Source organism: Castellaniella sp. MT123 (assembly GCF_039614765.1).
Taxonomy (GTDB): Bacteria; Pseudomonadota; Gammaproteobacteria; order Burkholderiales; family Burkholderiaceae_B; genus Castellaniella.
On sequence record NZ_CP154879.1, the window covers coordinates 2,054,556 to 2,078,979 of the forward strand.

19 protein-coding genes are annotated in these 24,424 nt (G+C 65.3%); 2 read left to right on the plus strand and 17 right to left on the minus strand.

Going from position 1 to position 24,424, the window contains the following annotated elements:
• Positions 1 to 197: 197 nt before the first annotated feature.
• Together secA and ABCV34_RS09610 are read right to left on the minus strand one after the other, a co-directional pair.
• Entirely contained in the window at positions 198 to 2,945 is a 2,748-nt protein-coding gene (secA, locus tag ABCV34_RS09605; protein WP_345796000.1) for a preprotein translocase subunit SecA, read from the minus strand.
• Between the two features lie 104 nt (positions 2,946 to 3,049).
• The gene (locus ABCV34_RS09610) at positions 3,050 to 4,075 is read right to left on the minus strand and encodes a M23 family metallopeptidase (RefSeq protein ID WP_345796001.1); all 1,026 of its coding nucleotides are present in this window, start codon (positions 4,073 to 4,075) and stop codon (positions 3,050 to 3,052) included.
• A 20-nt stretch (positions 4,076 to 4,095) separates the two neighbouring features.
• Between ABCV34_RS09610 and ABCV34_RS09615 the strand changes: the two genes are divergently transcribed.
• On the plus strand, positions 4,096 to 4,557 hold the full coding sequence (locus tag ABCV34_RS09615; RefSeq protein WP_345796002.1) for a DciA family protein: 462 nt from the start codon (positions 4,096 to 4,098) through the stop codon (positions 4,555 to 4,557).
• Between the two features lie 25 nt (positions 4,558 to 4,582).
• Here the strand turns inward: ABCV34_RS09615 and lpxC are convergent, their stop codons facing one another.
• From lpxC to mraZ, 15 genes are all read right to left on the minus strand, one after another.
• A complete protein-coding gene (gene lpxC / locus ABCV34_RS09620) occupies positions 4,583 to 5,506 on the minus strand; it encodes a UDP-3-O-acyl-N-acetylglucosamine deacetylase (protein ID WP_345796003.1) in 924 nt (307 codons plus the stop codon).
• A gap of 206 nt (positions 5,507 to 5,712) precedes the next feature.
• Entirely contained in the window at positions 5,713 to 6,882 is a 1,170-nt protein-coding gene (gene ftsZ / locus ABCV34_RS09625; protein WP_345796004.1) for a cell division protein FtsZ, read from the minus strand.
• A 64-nt stretch (positions 6,883 to 6,946) separates the two neighbouring features.
• Complete coding sequence (ftsA, locus tag ABCV34_RS09630) at positions 6,947 to 8,173, minus strand: cell division protein FtsA (RefSeq protein WP_345796005.1); 1,227 nt, start codon at positions 8,171 to 8,173, stop codon at positions 6,947 to 6,949.
• Positions 8,170 to 8,973: a cell division protein FtsQ/DivIB gene (locus tag ABCV34_RS09635; protein ID WP_345796006.1), complete on the minus strand. Its 804-nt coding sequence runs from the start codon at positions 8,971 to 8,973 to the stop codon at positions 8,170 to 8,172. The genes ftsA and ABCV34_RS09635 overlap by 4 nt, the downstream gene beginning before the upstream one ends.
• A gap of 18 nt (positions 8,974 to 8,991) precedes the next feature.
• Complete coding sequence (locus tag ABCV34_RS09640; protein ID WP_345796007.1) at positions 8,992 to 9,939, minus strand: D-alanine--D-alanine ligase; 948 nt, start codon at positions 9,937 to 9,939, stop codon at positions 8,992 to 8,994.
• Entirely contained in the window at positions 9,936 to 11,342 is a 1,407-nt protein-coding gene (gene murC, locus ABCV34_RS09645; protein WP_345796008.1) for a UDP-N-acetylmuramate--L-alanine ligase, read from the minus strand. Before murC ends, ABCV34_RS09640 begins: the two co-directional genes overlap by 4 nt.
• Entirely contained in the window at positions 11,339 to 12,412 is a 1,074-nt protein-coding gene (murG, locus tag ABCV34_RS09650) for an undecaprenyldiphospho-muramoylpentapeptide beta-N-acetylglucosaminyltransferase (protein ID WP_345796009.1), read from the minus strand. Before murG ends, murC begins: the two co-directional genes overlap by 4 nt.
• On the minus strand, positions 12,409 to 13,602 hold the full coding sequence (gene ftsW / locus ABCV34_RS09655; RefSeq protein WP_345796010.1) for a putative lipid II flippase FtsW: 1,194 nt from the start codon (positions 13,600 to 13,602) through the stop codon (positions 12,409 to 12,411). Before ftsW ends, murG begins: the two co-directional genes overlap by 4 nt.
• Positions 13,599 to 15,125, minus strand: a complete 1,527-nt coding sequence (murD, locus tag ABCV34_RS09660) for a UDP-N-acetylmuramoyl-L-alanine--D-glutamate ligase (protein WP_345796011.1) — start codon at positions 15,123 to 15,125, stop codon at positions 13,599 to 13,601. The genes ftsW and murD overlap by 4 nt, the downstream gene beginning before the upstream one ends.
• Positions 15,122 to 16,294: a phospho-N-acetylmuramoyl-pentapeptide-transferase gene (gene mraY, locus ABCV34_RS09665; protein ID WP_345796012.1), complete on the minus strand. Its 1,173-nt coding sequence runs from the start codon at positions 16,292 to 16,294 to the stop codon at positions 15,122 to 15,124. Before mraY ends, murD begins: the two co-directional genes overlap by 4 nt.
• Entirely contained in the window at positions 16,284 to 19,070 is a 2,787-nt protein-coding gene (murF, locus tag ABCV34_RS09670; RefSeq protein ID WP_345796013.1) for a bifunctional UDP-N-acetylmuramoyl-L-alanyl-D-glutamate--2,6-diaminopimelate ligase MurE/UDP-N-acetylmuramoyl-tripeptide--D-alanyl-D-alanine ligase MurF, read from the minus strand. Before murF ends, mraY begins: the two co-directional genes overlap by 11 nt.
• Positions 19,067 to 20,803, minus strand: a complete 1,737-nt coding sequence (locus ABCV34_RS09675; protein WP_345796015.1) for a penicillin-binding protein 2 — start codon at positions 20,801 to 20,803, stop codon at positions 19,067 to 19,069. Before ABCV34_RS09675 ends, murF begins: the two co-directional genes overlap by 4 nt.
• Complete coding sequence (gene ftsL / locus ABCV34_RS09680) at positions 20,800 to 21,096, minus strand: cell division protein FtsL (RefSeq protein WP_345796016.1); 297 nt, start codon at positions 21,094 to 21,096, stop codon at positions 20,800 to 20,802. The genes ABCV34_RS09675 and ftsL overlap by 4 nt, the downstream gene beginning before the upstream one ends.
• Positions 21,093 to 22,145, minus strand: a complete 1,053-nt coding sequence (gene rsmH, locus ABCV34_RS09685; RefSeq protein WP_345796017.1) for a 16S rRNA (cytosine(1402)-N(4))-methyltransferase RsmH — start codon at positions 22,143 to 22,145, stop codon at positions 21,093 to 21,095. The genes ftsL and rsmH overlap by 4 nt, the downstream gene beginning before the upstream one ends.
• Positions 22,146 to 22,154: 9 nt before the next feature.
• Complete coding sequence (gene mraZ / locus ABCV34_RS09690; RefSeq protein ID WP_345796018.1) at positions 22,155 to 22,583, minus strand: division/cell wall cluster transcriptional repressor MraZ; 429 nt, start codon at positions 22,581 to 22,583, stop codon at positions 22,155 to 22,157.
• A gap of 408 nt (positions 22,584 to 22,991) precedes the next feature.
• Here mraZ and ABCV34_RS09695 point away from each other — a divergent pair, with 408 nt between their 5' ends.
• Positions 22,992 to 24,341: an ABC transporter substrate-binding protein gene (locus ABCV34_RS09695; RefSeq protein WP_345796019.1), complete on the plus strand. Its 1,350-nt coding sequence runs from the start codon at positions 22,992 to 22,994 to the stop codon at positions 24,339 to 24,341.
• Positions 24,342 to 24,424: the final 83 nt, after the last annotated feature.

Sequence of the window (24,424 nt, forward strand, 5' to 3'; positions counted from 1 at the left end):
TGGGGGACTGACCACCCCGCGCGTTTGGCGAGCGCCCCGGAAATGGCCTGGCGGCCGGGCAGTTCCGGCAAAGCCGGAACCGGACGACCAGCGACCGGAGCGGTCTCGGGACACCACCGAGGCATCCCATAAAAACATCACATACAAAAAACCGGACCGTGCAATGATGCAGGGCCCGGCCAGATACGCGCGGCTGTTTACGCCAACCGCCCGTGGCAGTGCTTGTACTTCTTCCCGCTGCCGCACGGGCACGGATCATTGCGCCCCACGCGCGGCACGGCGCCCGCCGGCATCCCCGCCGCCTGGTCCGGTGCCTGATCCAGCCCCGGATCATCGCCACGCAACGCCGCATCGTAATCGGCATGATGGTAGCGCACGTTTTCCAGTGCCGGTGAGGCAGGTTCCTCGACCTCGACCTGCTCGGCCGACTGGATGCGCACCGTCATCAGCACCCGAATGGTTTCATTGCGGATGCGGTCCAGCATGTCCGAAAACAGCGTGAACGCCTCGCGCTTGTAGGCCTGCTTGGGGTCCACCTGGGCATAGCCCCGCAGATGAATACCCTGGCGCAGGTGATCCAGCGACGCCAGGTGCGCCCGCCAGTTCGTGTCCAGCGCCTGCAGCAGCACGGAGCGCTCAAACGGACCCCAGCCCTCGCTGCCGACCAGGGCGACCTTGTCGTCGTACAGACGCTTGGCCTCGGCCAACACCCGTTCCAGCAGATCGTCGTCGGTCAGATTGGGTTCCTTTTCCAGCATCTCCGCCAGCGGCATGGGCATGGCCCAGTCCGATTCCAGCGTCGTCTGCAGGCCCGGCACGTCCCACTGCTCTTCCATCGTTTCCTCGGGCAGGTAACGGCGGAAAACGGTCGTGATCTCGGCATCGCGCAGATTACCGATCGTCTCGGCGACCGAGGTGGCTTCCAGCACCTCGTTGCGCTGGCCATACAGCACCTTGCGCTGGTCGTTGGCGACGTCATCGTATTCCAGCAGCTGCTTGCGGATATCGAAGTTGCGGCCTTCGACCTTGCGTTGGGCGGACTCGATCGAGCGCGACACCATGCGCGCCTCGATGGGCTCGCCTTCCGGCAGGCGCAGGCGCTCCATGATGGCCCGCACGCGGTCGCCCGCGAAGATCCGCATCAGGGAGTCGTCCAGCGACAGATAGAAACGCGACGATCCCGGGTCGCCCTGACGGCCGGCACGGCCGCGCAGTTGGTTGTCGATGCGGCGCGATTCATGGCGTTCGGTACCGACGATGCGCAGCCCGCCGGCCTGCTTCACGGCCTCGTTGGCGGGCGCCCATTCCGCACGGATGGCCGCGATGCGGGATTCCTTGTCCTCGTGAGTCAGGTCGGCGTTCGCGCGTACCAGGTCGATCTGCTTTTCGACGCTGCCACCCAGCACGATGTCGGTACCGCGACCGGCCATGTTGGTGGCGATCGTGATATGGCCCGGCTTTCCGGCCTCGGCGACGATCTCGGCTTCGCGCGCATGCTGCTTGGCATTGAGCACGTCGTGCGGCAGCCCTTCCTTTTTCAGGGCATCGGACAGGCGTTCGGAATTCTCGATGCTGGTCGTCCCGACCAGGACCGGCTGGCCACGCTTGTGGCAGTCCACGATGTCGGCGAGGATCGCCTGGTATTTCTCGGCGTCGGTCTTGAAGACCTGGTCATTCTGGTCCTTGCGGGCCATCGGTCGGTTGGTCGGGATGATCACGGTCTCCAGACCGTAGATCTCCTGGAACTCGTAGGCCTCGGTGTCGGCCGTCCCCGTCATGCCCGACAGCTTGTCGTACATGCGGAAATAGTTCTGGAAAGTGATCGAGGCCAGCGTCTGGTTCTCGTTCTGGATGCGCACGCCTTCCTTGGCTTCGACAGCCTGGTGCAGGCCGTCGGACCAACGGCGGCCGGCCATCAGACGGCCGGTGAATTCGTCGACGATGACGACTTCTCCGTTCTGCACCACGTACTGCTGATCGCGATGGAACAGGTTGTTCGCCCGCAGCGCCACCAGCAGATGGTGTATCAGTGCGATGTGCCGGGGGTCGTACAGGGACTCGCCTTCTGGCAGGATGCCCAGCCGGGACATGATCTGCTCGGCCTTGATCTGCCCGGCCTCGGACAGGTGCACCTGCTGCGCCTTTTCGTCGACCCAGAAATCGCCGTCGGGTTCAGGTTCGTGAGGCTTGGGTTCCTCGGTCATGCGGGTCAGCAGGGGCGGCACCGCGTTCATGCGCACATACAGTTCGGTATTGTCTTCGGCCTGCCCCGAAATGATCAGCGGCGTGCGGGCCTCGTCGATCAGGATCGAGTCCACCTCGTCGACGATGGCGTAGACCAGACTGCGCTGACGACGGTCTTCCGGGCGGAATTCCATGTTGTCGCGCAGGTAATCGAACCCGTATTCGTTGTTCGTGCCATAGGTGATGTCAGCCTGATACGCGGCCCGTTTTTCCTCGTTTTCCTGCTGCGGGACGACGACCCCCACCGAAAGGCCCAGGAAACCGTACAGGCGCCCCATCCATTCGGCGTCGCGGCGGGCCAGATAATCGTTGACCGTCACGACGTGGACGCCACGCGCAGGCAGTGCATTCAGATAGACCGCCAAGGTCGCCATCAGGGTCTTGCCTTCGCCGGTGCGCATCTCGGCGATCTTGCCGTTATGCAGCGCGATGGCGCCCAGCAACTGCACATCGAAATGGCGCATGCCGAAGACGCGCTTGCTGGCCTCGCGCACGACGGCGAAGGCTTCCGGCAGCAGGGAATTCAGGGACTTCCCGCCGGCGATCCGCTGGCGGAACTCATCGGTCTTGGCCTTCAGCTCGTCATCTGACAACGCCTGCAGGGAAGGTTCGAGCGCATTGATCTGTGCGACCTGCTTGCGGTACTGCTTCAGCAGCCGGTCATTGCGGCTGCCAATGATTTTTTTGAGCAGAGAAACCATAGTGTGTCGTCGCTGCGGGCCCATCCTGGTTCTGACAGGATCGGCGACCGAAAAATTGAGTCAGATACGATCACCGAACGGTGACCGCAGGTAAACGATGCAGTTTAACGCAGGCGTGAGCCCCCCGCATCGGCGACCTCGTCGGCCGCCGCGATGTGAACGGATTCACCGGCCCGCAACGGCTGGCGGGACGGCTGGATGAAGAGCGAAGGATCCAGCGGATAATCGGCCATGCGGATCTCGAAATGCAGGTGGGGCCCCGTCGAGCGGCCGGTGCTGCCGACTCGTGCAATCAGTTGCCCTTGCCGGACGAAATCCCCTGCCTTCACGAGCAGGCTGGAGGCATGCGCGTAGCGTGTCCGCAGCCCATTGCCGTGGTCGATCTCGACCATCCTTCCGTAACCCGGTTGCGTGCCGGCCCGCACCACCAGGCCACCCGACGCGGCGTGGATGGGTGTGCCCCGTGGCGCCACGAAATCCAGCCCCTCATGCATCGTGTGGCGGCCATTCACCGGATTGCGCCGCCAGCCGAATGAGGAGCTGAGCGCCGGATAATCCACCGGCGAGACCGTTGGCAGGCTGGCCTGAAAGCCCGCCTGCCGGGACAGCGCGGCATCGACCAACGCATAGGCGTCTTCCTGGGTGGCGAGGCTCTGGCCCAGCGCATCGATGTGCCGCCCCAGCTGTTCGGCCGAACCGATGGGCGTCACAGAGGGTTCCGACGCAGGAATGTCGTCCAGAACCTGTGCGCTGTCCGCCTGGGGCACGGATCCGCCGGTGGCCCCGGCTTTCCCGGCGGCCGGCGCCAGTTCCGGCGCACTATACGCAAAGCCGGCGGCCTGCGCGACGCGGCTGCGTACGGCCTCCATGGCCAGCACGCGGCCCTGCAGTTCGCCCACCTTGCCTGCAAGACCAGCGATGCCGTCCTGCAGGGCAGTGGATTCCTGCCGCAGGCGCGCGTCCAGCGCCCGTCGCTGCCCATCGTCAGGCGCGTGGCGGGCCTGCCACTGCGCCCCACCCCAGGCCGCCGCGGCCAACGCCAGCAGCAGGCCGAGCCATTTCAGGAGCCTCACGTTAGAATGCCAGGTAACCCGTACGCGGGTCGTCGATTCCGCTTTTCCTTCCGTCATCCATTCATTCCTTCATTTCCGTGACCTCGAACCATCGCAGCCGTTCCACGGGAGTGCCCGCGCTGAACTGGTTGAGCCACCATCCACAAGGCGCGCGCCTGCTACAGACCGCCCATGAGCTGTTGGCGGTGCAATCCGCCCTGGCTGCGGCGGTACCCCCCGCGCTGGCCCGCCATGTTCGTGTGGCCCGTATCGATGGACCCCGAATGACCGTGATGGTTCCCGGCCCGGCTCATGCGGCGCGGTTGCGTCAACTGACCGGCGAGGCTGTCCGCTGCCTGCGGGCAGCCGGCTGGCCGATTGAAGACATTGTCGTCCGGATCGACGCCGCCATGGGCCGCACCTGGACACAAAAGCCCCATCGGGAAGCCGAGCCCCTGGGGGAGAACGCACTGCGGTCCTTCGAGGATCTGCAGCACCGGATTGCGCCCGGCCCGCTGGCCGACGCCATCGGACGGCTGTTGCGCCATCACCGGGCCTGAGCCGCCCGGCACAGACGCCAGACGATCAGGCCAGCTGCCAGTCCCGGGTGAATGCGGCAGGCGCCGCGTCACGGGATTCGTAGCTGATGAGTTCCCAGCAGTCTTGCTGGGCCAGCAAGGCCCGGACCAGCTGGTTGTTCAGGGCGTGGCCCGATTTGCAGGCCACATAGCGAGCCACCAGGGGCTTGCCGGCCAGATACAGATCCCCGATCGCATCGAGGATCTTATGTTTCACGAATTCGTCGTCATAGCGCAGGCCGTCGGCATTGAGCACGCGGTATTCGTCCATGACGATGGCGTTGTCCAGGCTGCCGCCACGCGCCAGGCCCATGGATCTCAGGGCCTCGACTTCGCTGGCGAAGCCGAAGGTGCGGGCCCGCGCGATGGTCTTGACGTAGGAGTCCCGGGCGAAATCGACCTCGGCCGCATTGGCCGTCGAGTTGATGGCCGGATGGTGGAAATCGATGGAAAACGACAGGGCGAACCCATCGTAGGGTTCGAGCCGCGCCCATTTGGCGGCCGGGCCTTCGCCTTCGCGGACCTCGACGGGTTTGAGCACGCGCAGGAACCGTTTCGGGGCAGCCTGTTCCAGCAGGCCGGCGCTGCGCAGCAGATACACGAAAGTGCCCGCGCTACCGTCCATGATGGGGACTTCCTCGGCGTCCAGGTCCACGTGCAGATTGTCCACCCCAAGCCCGGCCAGGGCTGACATCAGGTGTTCAACGGTGGAAACGCGCACCGATCCCTGCTGCAGCACCGACGCCATGCGGGTATCGCCCACCGCGTCGGCGCGCGCCGGCAGATCGACGATTTCAGGCAGATCCACCCGGTGGAACACAATCCCGGTGTTGGGTTCAGCGGGACGCAACGTGATTTCCACACGGCGGCCGGAGTGCAGGCCCACGCCTTTTGTGGAAATCGATTGTTTGAGGGTGCGCTGTAAAAGCATGGGAATTCTTTGTGGTCGTCAGCAAGGACAACACGAGGATCGACCCGTGGTCCTGAATCTTGTCATTGTAACCGCACTACGGGTTTTCCACGACCTTTTCATGCGAAGGCGCGTCCACCCCCAGGGGGTCGGGGTGAACGCGCCAGGCGCCGCGCACTGCATGACAACAGCCGCGATGTGAGGTCTGACTGAACGATAGGAGGCGATCAGTCAGCTTGCTTGCGCAAGAATGCCGGGATGTCGAAGTGGTCCATGCCGGCGCCTTCCAGCGCGCGAACCTGCGCCGAGGCGTTGACACGGGGGTTCCGGATCACCGAGGGCACATCCGTGCCGGAGAAATCGTGGCTGATATGCATCGGCTGGTTGTCCGTGCCGGTGCGCTGGGCCTCGACGTTGGTCGACACCAGTTGCGGACGATTGACGGACGCCCCAAGCCCCGTTGCGACGACGGTCACCCGCAGGTTCTCACCCATGGATTCGTCGTAGGCGGTGCCAAAGATCACCGTCGCGTCTTCCGAAGCATAGCTGCGGATGGTGTCCATGATTTCACGCGTTTCGCGCATCTTCAGCGAACGGCTGGCGGTGATGTTCACCAGAATGCCGCGTGCGCCGTGAAGATCCACGCCTTCCAGCAGCGGGCAGGCGATGGCTTGTTCGGCCGCGATGCGCGCCCGGTCGGCCCCGCCCGATATGGCCGTCCCCATCATGGCCTGGCCCTGCTCGCCCATGATCGTCTTGACGTCCTCGAAGTCGACATTCACATTGCCTTCGACGTTGATGATCTCGGCAATGCCGGCGCAGGCGTTGTGCAGGACGTCGTCGGCGGCCTGGAAGCAATCTTCCTGCGTCGCGTCGTCGTCCATCAGTTCGTAGAGGTTTTCGTTGAGCACGACAACCAGCGAATGCACGTGGCGCGACAGTTCGCGGATGCCTTCCTCGGCCAGGCGCATGCGCTTGGCGCCTTCGAACACGAACGGTTTGGTGACCACACCGACGGTCAGGATGCCCAGTTCCTTGGCGACTTCCGCCACCACCGGGCCGGCACCCGTGCCGGTGCCGCCCCCCATGCCGGCGGTGATGAACACCATGTGGGCGCCATTGAGGGCAGCCCGGATTTCCTCGCGGGCCATTTCGGCCGCGGAGCGACCTTGGTCAGGCTTGGCGCCGGCGCCAAGTCCGGTGCGCCCCAGACGAATCTGCACGGGTGCCTCGCTCGTCACCAGGGCTTGGGAATCCGTGTTGGCGCAGATGAATTCCACGCCTTGCACGCCCGAATGAATCATGTGCGCGACGGCATTGCCGCCTGCGCCGCCGACGCCGACCACCTTGATCACCGTCCCATTTCTGCTGGTATCCAGCATTTCGAAGCTCATCATTTTTGACTCCCTCACATACGGAAAAACAGACACTTCCCCTGAAAATCCATGACCGCCCATCGGGCTAGTTCATGAACCACTCCTTCATGCGCGCCAAAATGGACTTGACCTGCCCCTTCTGTTGCGCCACTTTGCGACCTCGAGCCCGCTGCGTGCGGGCCTCGGTCAGCAATCCCATCACCGTCGCGAAGCGCGGATTGCGCATCACGTCGGCCAGACTTCCTTCGTACATCGGCACAGCCACGCGCACCGGCTTGAGGAACACGTCCTCAGCCAGTTCGACCATGCCCGGCATGAGCGCCGTGCCGCCGGTCAGCACAACGCCGGACGACAGCAGCTCCTCGTAACCCGATTCGCGCACCACCTGCTGCACAAACCCGAACAGTTCCTCCATGCGCGGCTCGATCACCGCGCCCAGCGCCTGGCGCTTGACGCTGCGGTTGGGGCGATCGCCCAGCCCCGGCACTTCGATCATTTCATCCGCATCGACCAGCACCTGCTTGGCCACGCCATAGCGCAGCTTGATCTCCTCGGCATCCGGCGTAGGCGTGCGCAGCATGGCGGCGATGTCGCTGGTGACCTGGTCACCGGCGATGGGGATGACCGAGGTGTGACGGATGGCGCCACCGGTGTAAATCGCGATATCGGTCGTCCCGCCGCCGACGTCCACCAGCACGACGCCCAGTTCCTTTTCATCGGCGGTCAGGCACGATAGGCTGGAGGCCAGCGGCTGCAGGATCAGATCCTGCACTTCCAGGCCGCAGCGGCGTACGCACTTGACGATGTTCTGGGCCGCGCTGACGGCGCCCGTGACGATGTGCACGCGCACTTCCAGACGCATGCCGCTCATGCCGATAGGCTCGCGGATGTCTTCCTGGGCATCGACGATGAATTCCTGCGTCAGGACGTGCAGCACCTGCTGATCCGTCGGGATATTGACCGCTTTGGCGGTCTCGATGACCCGCGCCACGTCGGTGGCGGTCACTTCCTTGTCCTTGACCGCCACCATGCCGCTGGAATTGAAGCTGGTGATGTGGCTGCCCGCGATGCCGGTGTAGACCTCGCGGATCTTGCAGTCGGCCATCAGTTCGGCTTCTTCCAGCGCGCGCTGGATCGAATTGACGGTGGACTCGATGTTGACGACCACGCCCTTGCGCATGCCCTCGGACTCGTGCTGGCCCAGGCCAAGCACCTCGAAGCCGCCGTCGGGCAGGATCTCGGCCACGACGGCAACCACCTTGCTGGTGCCGATATCGAGGGCAACGATCAGATCTTTGATGTCACGGGTCATGGTTTGGGCGGTCGGGTGGAAGCGGAGGTTTCAGGGGCCAGCGTGATGGCGAATCCGTTCGGATAGCGCAGATCCGCACTGGCAATCAATCGGCTGCCCAGGCGCCGGGAAAGAGCCGGCCAGGCTTGGACGAAGCGTTCAATACGGGCGGCGAAGGGCAAGGCACCGGAACGCCCATGGGGATCGGTCGCATCGGCCGCGGGATCGCGCCCCAGCGTCAGATGCATGCCGTCGGACAGAGAGACTTCCCAGGCATAGCGCGGGCTCAGGGTGGCTTCCCGCACGCTCAGCCCCAGGGGCGCAAACCAGCGGGCGATCTCGGCATAGCGCTGCACGACGAGACGCTCAGAGCTGGCCGGGCCGTTCAACTGCGGCAGATGCAGGTCGTCGGGCAGCTCGCCCGGATTGGCCGTGAAGGCCTCGCCCCAGGTGTTGATCATCTGGTTCTCGTTCCAGAGCGCCAGCGGCTGCTGTTCTTCGATGCGCACCAGCAGCGTCGAGGGCCAGACGCGGCGGATCGCCGCATGCCGCACCCAGGGTGCCGTCTCGATGCGGCGGCGCGCCTGATCCAGATTGAGCAAAAAGAAATTGCCCTGGACCTGGCCGGCCAGTGCCGTCCGCAGGCTGATTGGCGTGACATATTGCAGGCTGGCGCCAGCCATGGGCTCGATCTCGATACGGTCGATCGAGAAATACGGACGCCGGATCGTCCACGCCACCGCGCCCGCGACCATGGCCAACACCGCCAGCAAAGCCAGCAGGTTGGCAATCAGGTTGGTCAGACGGGCGTCGGCGAACACGGCGGATCCTGATGTGGGTTAGCGGGCGGCTGGCTGGTGCACTTTGCAGCGCGCCGAAGCCAGAATGGAGACGCACAGCTGGCCGTAGGTCATACCGGTGGCCTTGGCGCCCATGGGCACGAGCGAATGGCTTGTCATGCCCGGGGAGGTATTCATTTCCAGCAGCCACGGCTGGTTGCGCTCGTCGAGCATCACGTCGGCGCGGCCCCAGCCCTCGCAGCCCAGCACGCGATACGCCTGCACGGACAGGTCCTGGATCCGCTGTGCCAGGTCTTCGGGCAATTCCGCCGGGCAGACGTAGCGCGTGTCGTTGGACACGTACTTGTGTTCGTAGTCGTAATTGCCCTGCGGCGCAATAATCTCGATGACGGGCAGCGCATGCGCCGCTTCGCCCGCGCCCAGGATCGGCACGGTCAGCTCGCGCCCCCGGATGAACTGCTCGGCCAGGACGCGATCGTCATGCCGGCAGGCCAGGGCCAGCGCCTGGGGTAATTGGTCAGCCGACTCGACCCGGGTCAGGCCCAGGGTGGAACCCTCATGCGGTGGCTTGACGATCAGCGGCAGACCCAGTTCCCGCACCAGGCCCGCCGGGTCCGCATCGCACTCCAGCACGGCAAAGCGCGGTGTCGGCAAGCCGTGCTGCAGCCACAGATGCTTGGTGGCGATCTTGTCCATGGCCAGGCCGGCGGCCAGCGGACCGCTGCCGGTATAGGGGATGCGCAGCATCTCCAGCGCCCCCTGCAGGGTGCCGTCCTCGCCAAAACGTCCGTGCAGGGCGATGAACACCCGCTCGAAGCCCGCCGCCGCCAGTTCGGCCAGGCTCTGGCGGCCGGTATCGAACAGATGCGCATCCACCCCCGCTTCGCGCAGAGCCGCGCAAACACCCGCCCCCGACAGCAGGGACACTTCACGTTCGGCGGATACCCCGCCATACAGCACACCGACTCGGCCAAAGGTTTCAGTCATAGCGGACTCCCGAGCTGGGCGGGCACGCGGCTGATGGAGCCCGCGCCCATGATGATCACGACGTCGCCATCCCGCGCAAAGTCCTGGATGGCCCCCGCCATGTCGGCGACGTCCTCGATGAAGATCGGCTCGACCTTGCCGGCCACCCGCAGGCCGCGCGCCAGGGCGCGGCCATCGGCGGCGATCAGGGGCGATTCGCCGGCGGCGTACACCTCGGTCAGCAGGACGGCATCCGCCGACCCGATGACGCGGACAAAATCCTCGAAGCAGTCGCGGGTGCGGGTATAGCGATGCGGCTGGAAGGCCAGCACCACCCGGCGGTCCGGCCAAGCGCCCCGGGCCGCCGCCAGCGTGGCGGCCATTTCGACCGGGTGATGGCCATAGTCGTCGACGACGGTATATGTCCCGCCGCCATGATGCCCGGACACGGGGAAATTGCCGATCTGGGTAAAGCGCCGCCCCACCCCGCGAAACTGGGCCAGGGCCTCGACGATTGCCGCGTCCGGGACACCCAGTTCAGTCGCCACGGCGATGGTCGCCAGCGAGTTCAGCACATTGTGGCGCCCGGGCAGGTTCAGCCGCACCGTCAGCGGCGCCAGGGCGCCTTGCAGACCCTGGCGTTCGACCGTGAAGGACATCGTCGTGCCTTCCGCGCGGATGTCGTGCGCCCGCACCTGGGCCGGCATCTCGATGCCGTAGGTGGTAATGGGTCGCGACACGAAGGGAATGATCTCGCGCACGTTGGGATCATCGAGGCACAGAACGGCGCTGCCATAGAACGGCAGGCGCTGGGTGAAATCGACGAAGGCGCTCTTGAGCCGCGCCACATCATGGCCATACGTATCCATGTGGTCGAGATCGATGTTGGTGACGATGGCCATCACCGGCAGCAGATTCAGGAAGGACGCGTCGGACTCGTCGGCCTCGACGACGATGTATTCCCCCTGACCCAGCCGGGCATTGGCATCGGCGGCATTCAACCGCCCGCCGATAACGAAAGTCGGATCCAGGCCGCCGGCCGCCAGCACGCTGGCCACCAGACTGGTCGTGGTGGTCTTGCCATGCGTGCCGGCCACGGCGATACCACGCTTCAAACGCATCAGCTCGGCGAGCATCAGGGCGCGCGGCACGACCGGAATGTGGGCTGCGCGCGCCGCCAGCACTTCGGGATTGTCTCCGTGGATGGCCGTCGAAGTCACGATGGCACCGGCGCCCACGATGTGCTCGGCGGCATGACCGATCGAGATCCGCGCGCCCAGGGATGCGAGACGCCGGGTGACCGCCGTTTCATGGACGTCGGAACCGCTGATGGCATAGCCCAGGTTCAGCAGCACTTCGGCGATACCGCTCATCCCGGCGCCGCCGATCCCCACGAAATGGATGTTCCGGATGCGATGTTTCATGCCGATTCCTCTTTGGTATGGACGCAGGCTTCGGCAATCAGCTGCGCAGCGTTCAGACTTGAATGTTCATGTGCGTGGGCGGCCACATCGGCCAGCTCCGCGCGTTTGCGCGACGCCAGCCAGTCCGCGAGGCCGGCGGCGTCCAGTTCGGACTGGCGCATCATCCAGCCACCCCCGCATTCGGACAGATAGCGGGCATTGGCTGTCTGATGGTCGTCGATCGCGTGGGGCAGCGGAATGAACAGCGCCGCCACGCCGACGGCGGCGACTTCCGCCACCGTCATCGCACCCGCCCTGCAGACCACCAGATCCGCGTCGGACAGGGCCTGCGCCATGTCCTCGATGAAAGCCGAGACCTCGGCCTGGAGACCCAGTCGGCCATAGTGCTGACGGACATTGTCCACGTGACGTTCACCCGCCTGATGGTGCACCCGCGGGCGCGCCTCGGCAGGCAGGCGTGCGAGGGCCTCCGGAACCATCTCGTTGATGCGGGCCGCCCCCTGGCTGCCACCCAGAACCAGCAAATGCAATGGCCCCTGGCGGGCACCATAGCGCTGCTCGGCGGGTGCCACTGCGGCCAGCGCCGCGCGCACGGGATTGCCGACCATCAACGCGCCAGGCAACGCGCCCGGGAAACCGGTCAGGACCCGCCGCGCCAACCGGGCCAGCAGACGGTTGGCGCTGCCCGCGACCGCGTTCTGTTCATGGATGACCAGCGGAATACCGCTCAAGCGGGCCATCAGCCCGCCGGGCACCGCCGCATACCCGCCCATGCCCAGCACCACGTCGGGCCGGTGCGCACGCAGCAGGCGACGCACCCGCAGGCAGGCGGCCCCCAGCGTGAAAGGCAGCTTCAACAGCGCCATCGGGCCCTTGCCCCGCACCCCGCCGAAATGCAGCGGCAGCAACTCGATTCCGCGCGCCGGCACCAGCCGGCCCTCCATGCGGTCCGGATTCCCCAGCCACAATACCTGCCAGCCCGCAGCCTGAAGGACCTCGGCCACAGCCAGTCCCGGCATGATGTGCCCACCCGTGCCGCCCGCCATGATGAGGATCACGGGTCGAGTCATCGCCGTTTCCCCCGCATCATGCAACGCGTCTCGTAATCCACGCGCAGCAGCAGCGCGATCGCCACCAGATTCAGCACGATCCCAGACCCGCCGTAACTGACCAGCGGCAGCGTCAGGCCCTTGGTCGGCAGCAGACCCACACACACGCCGACGTTGATGAAGGTCTGCACGCCCATCCACAAGGCAACGCCCTGTGCGACCAGCCCGTCGAACACCCGTTCGAGCACCATGGCCTGGCGCGCGATCTCGAAGCCGCGCAAGACGAGATAGACGAACACGGCGATCAGGCACAGCACACCGACGAAGCCCAGCTCCTCGCCGATGACGGCGACGATGAAGTCGGTATGCGCCTCGGGCAGGTAATGCAGCTTCTCGATACTGGCGCCCAATCCGACACCGAACCATTCTCCGCGCCCCAGCGCGATCAGCGAATGCGACAACTGATAGGCGCTGCCGTAGGCGTTGTCCGGATTCCAGGGATCGAGATAGACGAACAGCCGCTCGCGGCGCCAGGGCGACAGCCAGATCAGCAGCAGGAAGCAGGACATCACCCCCGCCAACAGGGTGGAGAACAGCTTCAGGTTGATGCCGCCGATGAACAGCACACCCACCGCGATGGCCCCGATGACGATAAACGCGCCCAGATCGGGCTCCATCAGCAGCAGCAGGCCAACCATGACCAGCGCCAGCGCCATGGGCACGAACCCGCGCCAGAAGCCTTGCAGGTGCGCCTGCTTGCGCACGACATAATCCGCGGCATACAGGGTCACCGCGACTTTCATCAATTCCGAAGGCTGGAAATTGAGCGGACCCAGCGGCAGCCAGCGCCTCGCGCCATTGACTTCGCGCCCGATTCCCGGCACCACCACCACCAGCAGCAACAGCAGTGCCAGCGCGAACATCGGCAGGGCGAGCTTCTGCCAGACGCGCATCGGCACGCTGGCGGTAAACAGGGCGGCAAACAGGCCGACCACGATGAAGACCGCATGACGGCCGACGAAATAGAACCGGCCATAACTTTCGTAGCGCGGCCCGTCGGCCAGCGCGATGGAGGCGGAATACACCATGAGCAGACCGAACAGCAGCAGAGCCGCGACGGCCACGATCACACTGACGTCCACACTGGGCATGGTGGTGCGTCCTGGACGCACGGCGTTCAGGCTGGCGCTGAGTTCGCCAAGCATGCTCATGCCACCTCCCCGCGGTCCGCCGCCAGTTCGCGCACCGCCTCGACGAAGCACGCGCTGCGATGCACATAATTGCGGAACATATCCATGCTGGCGCAAGCGGGCGACAACAGCACGGCATCGCCGGGCTGGGCCATGTCCAGGCCCCGGCTCACCGCCTCTTCCAGGCTGCCGCACGACACCAGAGGGACCTCGCACTGCGCCAGCGCCTGCGCGATGACGGGCCCATCCTGGCCGATGAGCATCACCGCGCGCGCATGATCGCGCACGGCCGGCGCCAGCGGCGAGAAATCCTGCCCCTTGCCCAGACCGCCCGCAATCAGGACGACGGGACGACCCAGGCCCAGCAGGGCGGCCAGCGTGGCACCGACATTCGTGCCCTTGCTGTCGTCGATGAAATCCACGCCCGCGATCGACCGCACGAACTCGGTGCGATGCGCCTCGCCCCGGTAGGTGCGCAAGGCATGCAGCATGGGCGCCCACTCCAGCCCGATGGCCGCGCCCAGCGCCAGCGCCGCCAGGGCGTTCAGGGCATTGTGCCGCCCCCGGATCAGGAGGGCTTCCGCCGGCATCAGCGCCTGGACCCGGGCCGGTTGACGCCGGGCGGGTGCCGCTGCGGCCTTACCGCGCGGCGCGGCCGCTTGTTCGGATTGCGGATCGGACTGCGGCGCAACCGCCAGCCAGACCAGGCCGTTCTCGGTCCGTAGTCCCAGATCGCCCGCCAATCCAGGCGCATCCAGTCCGAAGCTGCGCACCCGGACGTCGGCCAAGTCGTCGATCATGGCACGCACCCAGGAGTCATCCCGGTTGATGACACGCACCTTCGCCATCGCCAACAGGCGGGCTTTGGCGTCGGCATAGGCCTGCATGGTGCCATGCCAGTCCAGGTGATCCTGGGTGACATTGAGCACCACGGCGGCATCCGCCACCAGCGACGTCGTGGTCTCGAGCTGGAAACTGGACAGCTCCAGCACCCAGACGTCGGGCAACGCTTCGTCCTGCAAGGCCTCTCGCAGACTGGCCAAGGCAGCCGGGCTGATATTGCCTGCGGCCCGGGCCCGGCGTCCGCAGCCTTGCGCCAGATGCCGGGTCAGCGACGTGACGGTCGTCTTGCCATTGGTGCCGGTCACGGCCAGCACAGCGGGGGTATAGCCTTGGGTGCGCAGGTCGGCCAGCGCGCGCGCGAATAACTCGATCTCGCCCAGGATCTCGATCCCGGATTCTCGGGCCACGGCCAGCAGGCCTGCCACGCCCGGTTCATGCGGATTCAGTCCGGGGCTGAGCACCAGGGTATGGACGCCGTCGAGCACCGACACCTCCAGCGCCCGCGCACCCAGACACAGATCGGCCTCGATACCCTGTGCCTGCAGGGCGGCCAGACCGCTGGGCTGCAGGCGGGTATCCGCCACCCGCAGCCCAACCCCCTGCATCGCGCACCAGCTGGCCGCAGCCACGCCGGTCTCCCCCAATCCGAGGATCAGGGTCAGGCCGTCGCGGCGCAGGGAGGGGAACTGGTAGGCGCTCATCGCAGTTTCAGGCTCGACAGGCCGATCAGGACCAGCATCATGGTGATGATCCAGAAACGGACCACCACCTGGGTTTCCTTCCAGCCGCCCACCTCGAAATGGTGGTGCAACGGGGCCATGCGGAAGATGCGCCGCCCTTCCCCATAGCGCTTTTTCGTATATTTGAACCAGCTCACCTGCAGCATCACCGACAGGGTTTCGACGACGAATACCCCGCCCATGATGAAGAGCACGATTTCCTGCCGGACGATCACGGCGATGGTTCCCAGCGCGCCCCCCAGGGCCAACGCCCCCACGTCGCCCATGAAGACCTGGGCCGGATAGGCGTTGAACCACAGGAAGGCAAGGCCGGCGCCCGCAATGGCGGCGCACAGAACCATCAGTTCAGACGCCCCTGGAATATAGGGAAACAGCAAGTACTTGGAATAGTCGACACGGCCGACGACGTAAGCAAAGATACCCAGCGCCGAGCCGATCATGACCGTCGGCATGATGGCCAGGCCGTCCAGCCCGTCGGTCAGATTGACGGCATTGCTGGTCCCCACGATCACCAGCCAGGTCAGCGCGAAGAAGCCGAACACCCCCATCGGATAGCTGACCGTCTTGAAAAAGGGCACGATCAGGTCGGCGCGCGCCGGGAGCGTCATGGAAAAACCGCTCAGCACCCAGCCACGGAACAGCGGCCACAGCTCGGTATTGGCCGGCACCGAGACGGCAAAACTGAGATAGAGGGCCGCCACCGCGCCGATCAGGGCCTGCCAGAAGAACTTCTGCCGGGCCGGCATGCCTTCCGGATCATGATGCACGACCTTGCGGTAGTCATCCGCCCAACCGATCCAGCCGAATCCGAACGTCACCAGCAGCACCACCCAGACAAACCGGTTGGTCCAGTCGGCCCACAGCAGCGTGCTGATGCCGATCCCGATCAGGATCAGAGCGCCGCCCATGGTGGGCGTACCGTTCTTTTGCAGATGGGTTTGCGGGCCGTAGCTGCGCACCGCCTGGCCGATCTTCATGGCCGTCAGACGGCGGATCAGCCAGGGGCCGGCCAACAGGCCGATCGCCAGTGCCGTTGCAGAGGCCAGCAAAGCGCGGAACGTAATGTATTCCACCACCCCGAACGCCCGGAAGTGGTGGTCCGACAGCCAGCGCGCCAGCTCAAGCAGCATGATCGCCCTCCCCGGCGGCGCCATTCGCATGCAAGGCCTGCACGACCCGTTCCATGCGCATGCTGCGCGACCCCTTGACCAGGATGTGACCCGGACGGGCCGCCAGCAGAATGGGCAGCAAAGCCTCCAGCGAGTCGAAAGCCCGGGCCTCGGGCCCGAACGCCCGCGCAGCCTCTTCCGAGGCCGCACCCAGCGTCAGCAGCACGTCCACACCACACTGGCGCGCATAGGCGCCGACCTCGGCATGCATGGCAGGCCCCTGGTCGCCGACCTCGGCCATATCGCCCAGGACCAGAATGCGGCGACCATCCAGCCCCGCGAGCACGTCGATAGCGGCGCGCACCGAATCGGGGTTGGCATTGTAGGTATCGTCGATGAGCTGGAAGCCGTCCGGCAGCGTCTTGGGCTGCATCCGGCCACCGACGGGGCGGAAGGCTTCCAGCCCCCGGGCAATCACGGCCAGCGAAGCGCCCGCCGCCCCCGCGCAGGCGGCCGCAGCCAGGGCATTGCGCAAATTGTGACGCCCTGGCGCATACAGGGTGACCACCGCCGTTTCGCGCCCCAGATGCAGACGGAATTCCGTTTGGTCGGAACCCGCGCGGATCTGCGAGGCATGCACGTCGGCCGTGTCCGAAAACCCGAAACGGCGCACATGCCGGCCCGCCGACATCTCCTGCCACAAGCCGCTGTAGGCGTCATCAGCCGGAAACACGGCCACGCCGTCGGCCGGCAAGGCCTGCAGCACGGCACCGTTTTCCCGTGCGACCGCATCCACCGAATTCATGAATTCCTGATGCTCGCGCTGGGCATTGTTCACCAGCGCCACCGTCGGACGCGCAATCGCCGCCAGCACCGGGATCTCGCCCGGATGGTTCATGCCCAGCTCCAGCACCGCGGCCCGATGCGCAGGGCGCAGGCGCAGCACCGTCAGCGGCAGACCGATGTCGTTGTTCAGATTGCCCTGGGTCGCCAGCCGGCTGTCCTCGCCCCACCAGGCAGCCAGGATCGCGCTGATCATTTCCTTGGTCGTCGTCTTGCCGTTACTGCCGGTCACCGCGATGACCGGAATCGGAAACAGACCGCGCCAGACCTCGGCGGCACGAATCAGGGCCTGATGCGTATTCCCAAGCACGATCTGGGGCAGTGTGGACTCGGGAACGGAACGGGCAACGATCGCCGCCCGCGCACCGGCCTGCTTCGCGGCGTCCAGATAATCGTGCCCGTCGAAACGATCGCCCCGCAGGGCGAGGAACAAGGTCCCCGCCGTCAGGCTGCGGCTATCCGTCGACAGGGACGCGCCCTGCTGCCAGGTCAGCGCGAAGCGCGCCCATTCCCGGTCATCGAAGGGGCTGCGCACATGCTGCACTTCCTGATAGGTCTCATGCCCCTTGCCGGCCAGCAGCACCACATCGCGGTCACCCGCGCGCCAGATCGCGCCCAGGATGGCCCGCGCCCGGTCCGACTCGATGACGGGCCGCTGAGGCATGCCCGCCGCGATGTCGTCGATGATGGCCTCGGGCGACTCAGTGCGCGGATTGTCCGTCGTCACGATCACATCATCGGCCAAGCGTGCTGCAACTGCCCCCATGAGCGGCCGCTTGCCGGTATCCCGATCGCCTCCGCAGCCAAAAACGCAGGCCAGCCGGCCGCCACGCTCCTGCGCCACCGGGCGCAGGGCGGCGAGCACCCGTTCCAGGGCATCGGGCGTGTGGGCATAATCGACGACGACCAGCGGCTGCGGGCGCATCGCACTGCCACCGCCCACGGCGGTGACGACCTGCAGGCGGCCCGGCACGGGACGCAGCACCGCCAGGGCGCGCGCAATCCGGCTCAGCCCCCAGCCCAGCGCCCGCAACACGCCCGCGACCAGCAGCAGATTGGAAATGTTGTGTTCACCCACCATCCGGGTCAGGATCTGCGCGCTGCCATCGGGAGTGACCAGCTTGAACACCAGGCCATCCGCCCCATGCTGGACATCCTCGGCCCGGAACGCCACACCGCTGTCGCGCCGCAGGCTGTAACCCATCCGCTGACCGGAAGGCGCCGGCGCCGACAGGAGTTCCACGCCCGCGGCGTCATCCGCATTGATCACCGCGCTGCGCAGGCCAGCCCGGGAAAACAGCGCAAACTTGGCCGCTTTATAGCGCTCCAGCGTGCCATGATAGTCGAGATGGTCCCGCGTCAGGTTGGTGAATCCCGCCACCTGAATGTGAACGCCGCCCAGGCGCCCCTGCTCGATGCCGATCGACGAGGCCTCGATGGCGGCCGCCATCCCGCCGGCCCGCACGATGGCAGCCAGGCTGCGGTGCAGAGTCAGCACGTCCGGCGTGGTCAGCATGCCGCCCAGATTGCTGCCGTCAGCCAGCGTCACACCCAATGTGCCGACCGTACCGCAGGGCATGCCCTCCGCGTTGAGCGCATCGGCAATCCACTGGGTGGTCGAAGTCTTTCCGTTGGTCCCGGTCACGGCAATAACCGCCAGCGCATCGGACGGGCGGCCATACCAGAGATGAGCAATGTCGCCCAGCAAGGCCGTGAGCCGCTCCACCTGCAGCACGGGCACCTGGCCGGGCACTGCCTGCGATCCGCCGCTTTCGCAGACGATGGCCGAGGCCCCCGCGACCACGGCCGCTTCCATATAGGCGCGGCCATCAGTCGCAATCCCCGGGCAGGCAAAAAACACATCGCCCGGCTGAATCTGGCGGGAGTCCAGGCAGAGGTCCGCCTGACGGTTTACCCGTTCGTCCAGCCAGCTCAGGATATCAATCGTATTCATCGTGCACGTCCCCCCTGCTCCGCCGTCGCCACCAGGGAATCCACCGGGGCATCAGGCCGCACCCCGAGACGGCGCAGGGTACTCGAAACAATATCGGAAAACACGGGTGCGGCAACGCGGCCGCCATAATACCCCCCCGCGCTCGGTTCATCGATGGAGACAGCCACCACGATGCGCGGATCGGAGACGGGCGCGAGACCAACGAACGAGCCACGGTACTTGGTCTTGCTGTACTGTCCGTTCACGATCTTGCGCGCCGTGCCGCTTTTTCCGGCCACCCGGTAGCCCTGGACCTGCGCCAGCTTGGCGCCATCAGGCCCTGCAGCCGCTTCCAGCATGCCGCGCATCAGCAGCGCGACCTCCGGGGTATAGACCTGCACGCTGGTGGGCCGCCCCTCGCGGCGCAGCAGCGACATGGACACCATGTCGCCATTGCGCGCAAACGCGCTATAGGCATGCGCCATCTGAATCAGGGACACCGACAGCCCATAGCCGTATGCCATGGTGGCACGCTCGATCGGACGCCAGCGCTGCCAGGGTCGTAGCCGCCCTGCCGCCATCCCCGGAAAATGTGCTTGCGGAACCCGGCCAAACCCGAGTTCGGAAAATTTTGTCCACATCGACTGAGAGCTCATCAGCTCGGAAATCATGGTCATCCCGACGTTGCTGGAATGCTGGATGATGCCGCCCACATCCAGTACGCCGTAATGGCCCACGTCGGAAATCAGAGCGCCCTGATAGCGATAGCGACCGTTGCCGGTATCAAACCGCGTCCGGGTCGTGATCTTTCCTTCGTCCAGGGCCAGGGCCGCCGTGAACGGCTTCATGATGGAGCCCGGTTCGAACGTATCGGTCATGACCCGGTTACGCAGCGCCGGGCCGGTCCGCTGCGCCATATCGTTGGGATCGTAGGACGGCAGATTCACCATCGCCAGGATCTCGCCGGTGCGGGAATCCAGCACGATGGCCGCGGCACCACGCGCCTGGTGTTGCTCCATGGCTGCCTTGAGTGCCGCGTAGGTGTCGAACTGGATGCCGGCATCGATCGACAGCTGCAGATTCTGGCCATCCACGGGGGGGACCACCGCCTGCACGTCCTCGACCACCCGGCCCAGTCGATCCTTGATCACGCGCCGCGAGCCCGGCTGGCCGGACAGACTGTCATTGAAGGCCAGCTCGATGCCCTCGATCCCGCGATCCTCGATATTGGTGAAGCCGACGATGTGCGCCATCACCTCGCCTTCAGGATAATAGCGCCGCGATTCGGGCAGTTGCTGCACGCCGGGAATCTTCAGGTGACGAATTTTTTCCGCCACATCCATGGGCACCTGACGCTGCAGGTAGACGAAATTCTTGTCCTCATCCTGGGTGCGCTGGCGGATGTCGGCGGCCTTCATGCCCAGCAACCCCGCCAGGGCATTGACCTGATCGTCGGTCGCCTTGTGGAAGTCCTCGGGGATCACCCAGATCGCGCGAGCCGCCATGCTGGATGCCAGCACGACCGAGCCGCTGCGATCGAAGATCTTGCCCCGCGAGGCGGGCAGCACCAGGGTCCGCTCGTAGCGGCGTTCACCCTGGCGTTGCAGGAATTCGTTGGACAGGATCTGCAGGCTGAGCGCCTTGGCGGTCAGCGCGACGAACCCCAGCATGAGCACGATCACGACCAGCCTCGCCCGCCAGAAGGCCGGACGGCCGGACAGCACGGGGCTTTCATGGAAGCCGAAGCGCTTCATGGCTGCCCCCCTTTCCCCGCAGCCGGAGCGGCGGGCTGCTGCAGGTAGATCGTGCGGTCAGGCGTCACCGGAATCAGGTGCAATTCGGTGCGTGCCAGGGAATCGATGCGTGCGTTGCGAGCCAGTTCCGCTCGTTCCACCTGCAGACGGCGCCATTCCGTATCCAGCTCATGCGCCTGCGACTTCAGCCGCTCGGAGGCGACGAACAATTCGCGGGTCTGGAAACGCACGGTTACCAGGGAAATGGCCGACGCCATCAGCAACAGGACCAGGAACAGGATTGCGCGGGTCATCGGCCGGTTCTCCGGGGCGTACGCCGGTCCGCGCCATGCCCCGGCAGACGCACCAGGGCGACGGCCTGCTCTAGGCTGAGCGGCTCTTGCGTGCGCTGCGCCACCCGCAGCACCGCCGAACGCGACCGCGCGTTCTCATCCACCTCGGCGGCGTCCGCCTGCACCCGGCCCAGCAACACGACCCAGGGCCGGGGCATGTCCTTTTCGGGAATCGGCAGCCGGGCCTGCGCCTGTCCAGGCCGCGCCGCAGCCGCCAGACACTGTTTGACCATCCGGTCTTCCAGCGAATGGAAGCTGATGACCGCCAGGCGTCCACCCGGCTTCAGACGGCTCAGAGCTGCCGGGAGGGCGTGCGCGAGCTCCGCAAGCTCCGCATTGATGTGAATCCGTATAGCTTGAAAGGTCCTTGTGGCCGGGTGCTGACCCTTTTCGCGCGTGCGGACGACACTGGCGACGAGCTGGGCCAGTTCGCCCGTGGTGCGCAGCGCCCGGGATTGGCGGCCAGCAACAATCGCCTTTGCAATCTGGAAAGCAAACCGTTCTTCGCCATAATGTGCGATTACCTCCTTGATCTGGTCCTGGTCGGCCTCGGCCAGCCATTCGGCGGCGGTCTGCCCCCGAGTCGTGTCCATGCGCATGTCCAGCGGACCGTCGCGCATGAAGGAAAATCCGCGTGTGGCATCATCGATCTGCGGAGAAGACACCCCCAGATCCAGTAACACTCCGTCGACGGCGGGAATGCCCAGCCGGTCGAGTTGATCCGCCAGCGTGGCAAAGCCGTCGTGCACGACTTCGACCCGGGGATCCGCCTGGCTCAACGCTCTAGCCTCGGCGATCGCCTCGGGATCCTTGTCGAACACCACCAGCCGCGCCTGCGGCGACAGGCGCTGCAACAGCAGCCGGCTGTGGCCACCCCGCCCGAATGTGCCATCGACATACACGCCATCGAGCGGCGGTACCCCTGACGCCCCGTCCCCGCGTCCGTAACCGGGGCTCAACAATGCGTCGATGGCCGGTTCCAGCAGAACGGTGCGATGGGAATACGCCATGGACGGGGCTCAGAAAGAAATCTGTTCGAGAATGGCAGGATCGAGCTGGCTCACGTCCTGGAGGCTGCGCGCCTCCCATTGGGGACGGTCCCACAACTCGAAATTCGAACCCAGGCCCAGCAGCATGACTTCGCGCATGAGCCCCGCGGCTTCCCGCAGTTCCGGCGACACCAGGATGCGCCCGGCACCATCCATCTCCACGTCCTGGGCGCTGCCCAGCAGCAGTCGCTGCAAGGGGCGCGCGGCCGCCGGCAAGGCGGCGATCTGCGCGCGCTTGACCTCCCAGGTGGAGCGGGGATAGAGCATCAGGCAGCCATCGGGATGGCGCGTCAAGGTCAGATACCCCTGCTCGTCGGCCATCAGCGCGTCACGATACCGGGCCGGAATGGACATCCGGCCTTTGGCATCGAGCGTCAACGCGCTGCTTCCTTGAAACACGAGGGGTTCCTCCCACTTCATGACACAAAAATCTACTTTTCCCCACTCTACGGGATGAATCCGCGCCGGTCAAGAAGCACATTGAAATTTATTCAATGACAACAAGCACTTACAACTGATTTTGTCAATCACCTCAGGAATAAAACACTGGAAAATCAATGGATTGCAAACCAAACTCAATGTCCTTTATAAGAAGATGGGCATCCCGCCCCAGGAAACGAAGCGGCGGAAGCCGCCCGCTCACCTGCACCAATCACCGATTGACACACAACAGGCCAGTCGATGTAATGAAGCCACGTCCTTCCCGGGACTGCAGTGCCGGTGCCCATGCGGGCGCCAGACTCGAAAGTATCCGAGCCTTTTTTGCGTTTGCCTGTCTTGCGTCAGCCAACCAGAAGGAGTTCCCTCATGTCGGATCACTCAACCCTACCTCAGTCCCGCCGCCAGTTTCTGTACACGCTGGGGGTCGCCGGTGGTTCTCTCGTGGTCAGCAACACGCTGCCGTTCACACGTGCCCTGGCTGCCGGGGCTCCGCCCGCGATCAACCTCGGCCAGATCGCCACGCTGACCGGGTCGGCCGCCGAATTCGGCCCCTATTACCGGGATGCCGTCCAGTTGGCCGTCAACCAGATCAACAAGGCTGCCACCGAAGTCTTCGGCGGCCCGATCATCGCCAAGCACATCACCGTCGACACGGCCACCCTGCCCACAGTCGGCGTGCAGGCAGCCCGGCAGATGGTGGATACGAATCACGTTCCAGTGATCATCGGCGGTTGGTCCAGCGGAGTCACGGTGGCCGTGGCGACTTCGGTCGCGCTTCCGGCGGGCATCCTGCAGATCGCCAACGGCGCGACATCACCACTGATCACCGTCCTGCCGGCCGACGCCACAGCGGACCTGCTGTTTCGCACGACCGCATCCGACGCCCTGCAGGGAATCGTGGCGGCGCAACTGGTCAACGGCGAAATCTATCCGAAATACAAATACGCGCGGGTCTCCACCATCTACATCAACAACCCCTATGGACAAGGCCTGTCCAATTCCTTCACCAAGGCCTTCGAACATCGCGGCGGCAAGGTGCTCGCCCAGGTCCCCCACCCCGAGGAAGTCCAGCCCACCTACAAATCCGAACTGTCCCTCGCGCTGAAAGACAAACCCGACCTTCTGCTATGCGTCAGCTACCCGGCGCACACCGCTACCTTCCTGAAGGAATCCCGCGACATCTTCAACTTCACCAACTGGCAGTTTGTCGATGGCAATGCGTCCGTGGACATCATCAAGGACGTCGGCGCCAAATACCTGGACGGCAAATACGGCACTGCCCCCGGCGAGGACACATCCACCCCCGCCTACAAGAGCTTCGCCCAGGAGTTCAAGACCGATTTCAAACATGACACCTTCCCGCCCTTCACCGCCTCGGCATACGATGCGGCACTACTCGCGGGGCTTGCCACCGCCCGCGTGATCGCGGCGGGCCAGACCGACGCCTCGAAGATCACGGGTGCCATGCTGCGTGACCAGATGCGCAAAATATCCGCCGCCACCAAACAATCGATCGATGGTGGCGATCAAACGCGCATCACGGAAATGCTCAAGGCCATCAAGAGCGGGGCGGACTTCCATTACACCGGGGCATCGGGCCCTTGTGTGTTTGACAAAAATGGCGATGTGATCACGCCGGTCAACATCTGGAAGTTCGACGGCAACAAGATCGACACGGTCGAATTGCGGGCGGCGTCGACGATCCCGAAGGATTGATGGCGGCAGCCTGAAAGCCGGACCTCGGCGCACGGGTGCAGGGATGGTTGCGCCAGCCCTGCCCCGGAACCCGGGTATCGTCG

Excerpts from the sequence above, each read along its gene's own strand:
- ftsA (WP_345796005.1), bottom strand. The coding sequence starts at position 8,173 with ATGACCCGTGACATCAAAGATCTGATCGTTGCCCTCGATATCGGCACC.
- rsmH (WP_345796017.1), bottom strand. The coding sequence starts at position 22,145 with ATGGCGTATTCCCATCGCACCGTTCTGCTGGAACCGGCCATCGACGCA.
- ABCV34_RS09675 (WP_345796015.1), bottom strand. The coding sequence starts at position 20,803 with ATGAAGCGCTTCGGCTTCCATGAAAGCCCCGTGCTGTCCGGCCGTCCG.
- murG (WP_345796009.1), bottom strand. The coding sequence starts at position 12,412 with ATGACTCGACCCGTGATCCTCATCATGGCGGGCGGCACGGGTGGGCAC.
- ftsL (WP_345796016.1), bottom strand. The coding sequence starts at position 21,096 with ATGACCCGCGCAATCCTGTTCCTGGTCCTGTTGCTGATGGCGTCGGCC.
- mraY (WP_345796012.1), bottom strand. The coding sequence starts at position 16,294 with ATGCTGCTTGAGCTGGCGCGCTGGCTGTCGGACCACCACTTCCGGGCG.
- lpxC (WP_345796003.1), bottom strand. The coding sequence starts at position 5,506 with ATGCTTTTACAGCGCACCCTCAAACAATCGATTTCCACAAAAGGCGTG.
- secA (WP_345796000.1), bottom strand. The coding sequence starts at position 2,945 with ATGGTTTCTCTGCTCAAAAAAATCATTGGCAGCCGCAATGACCGGCTG.
- ABCV34_RS09610 (WP_345796001.1), bottom strand. The coding sequence starts at position 4,075 with ATGACGGAAGGAAAAGCGGAATCGACGACCCGCGTACGGGTTACCTGG.
- ftsW (WP_345796010.1), bottom strand. The coding sequence starts at position 13,602 with ATGAGCATGCTTGGCGAACTCAGCGCCAGCCTGAACGCCGTGCGTCCA.
- ABCV34_RS09640 (WP_345796007.1), bottom strand. The coding sequence starts at position 9,939 with ATGACTGAAACCTTTGGCCGAGTCGGTGTGCTGTATGGCGGGGTATCC.
- ftsZ (WP_345796004.1), bottom strand. The coding sequence starts at position 6,882 with ATGATGAGCTTCGAAATGCTGGATACCAGCAGAAATGGGACGGTGATC.
- murC (WP_345796008.1), bottom strand. The coding sequence starts at position 11,342 with ATGAAACATCGCATCCGGAACATCCATTTCGTGGGGATCGGCGGCGCC.
- ABCV34_RS09695 (WP_345796019.1), top strand. The coding sequence starts at position 22,992 with ATGTCGGATCACTCAACCCTACCTCAGTCCCGCCGCCAGTTTCTGTAC.
- murD (WP_345796011.1), bottom strand. The coding sequence starts at position 15,125 with ATGAGCGCCTACCAGTTCCCCTCCCTGCGCCGCGACGGCCTGACCCTG.
- murF (WP_345796013.1), bottom strand. The coding sequence starts at position 19,070 with ATGAATACGATTGATATCCTGAGCTGGCTGGACGAACGGGTAAACCGT.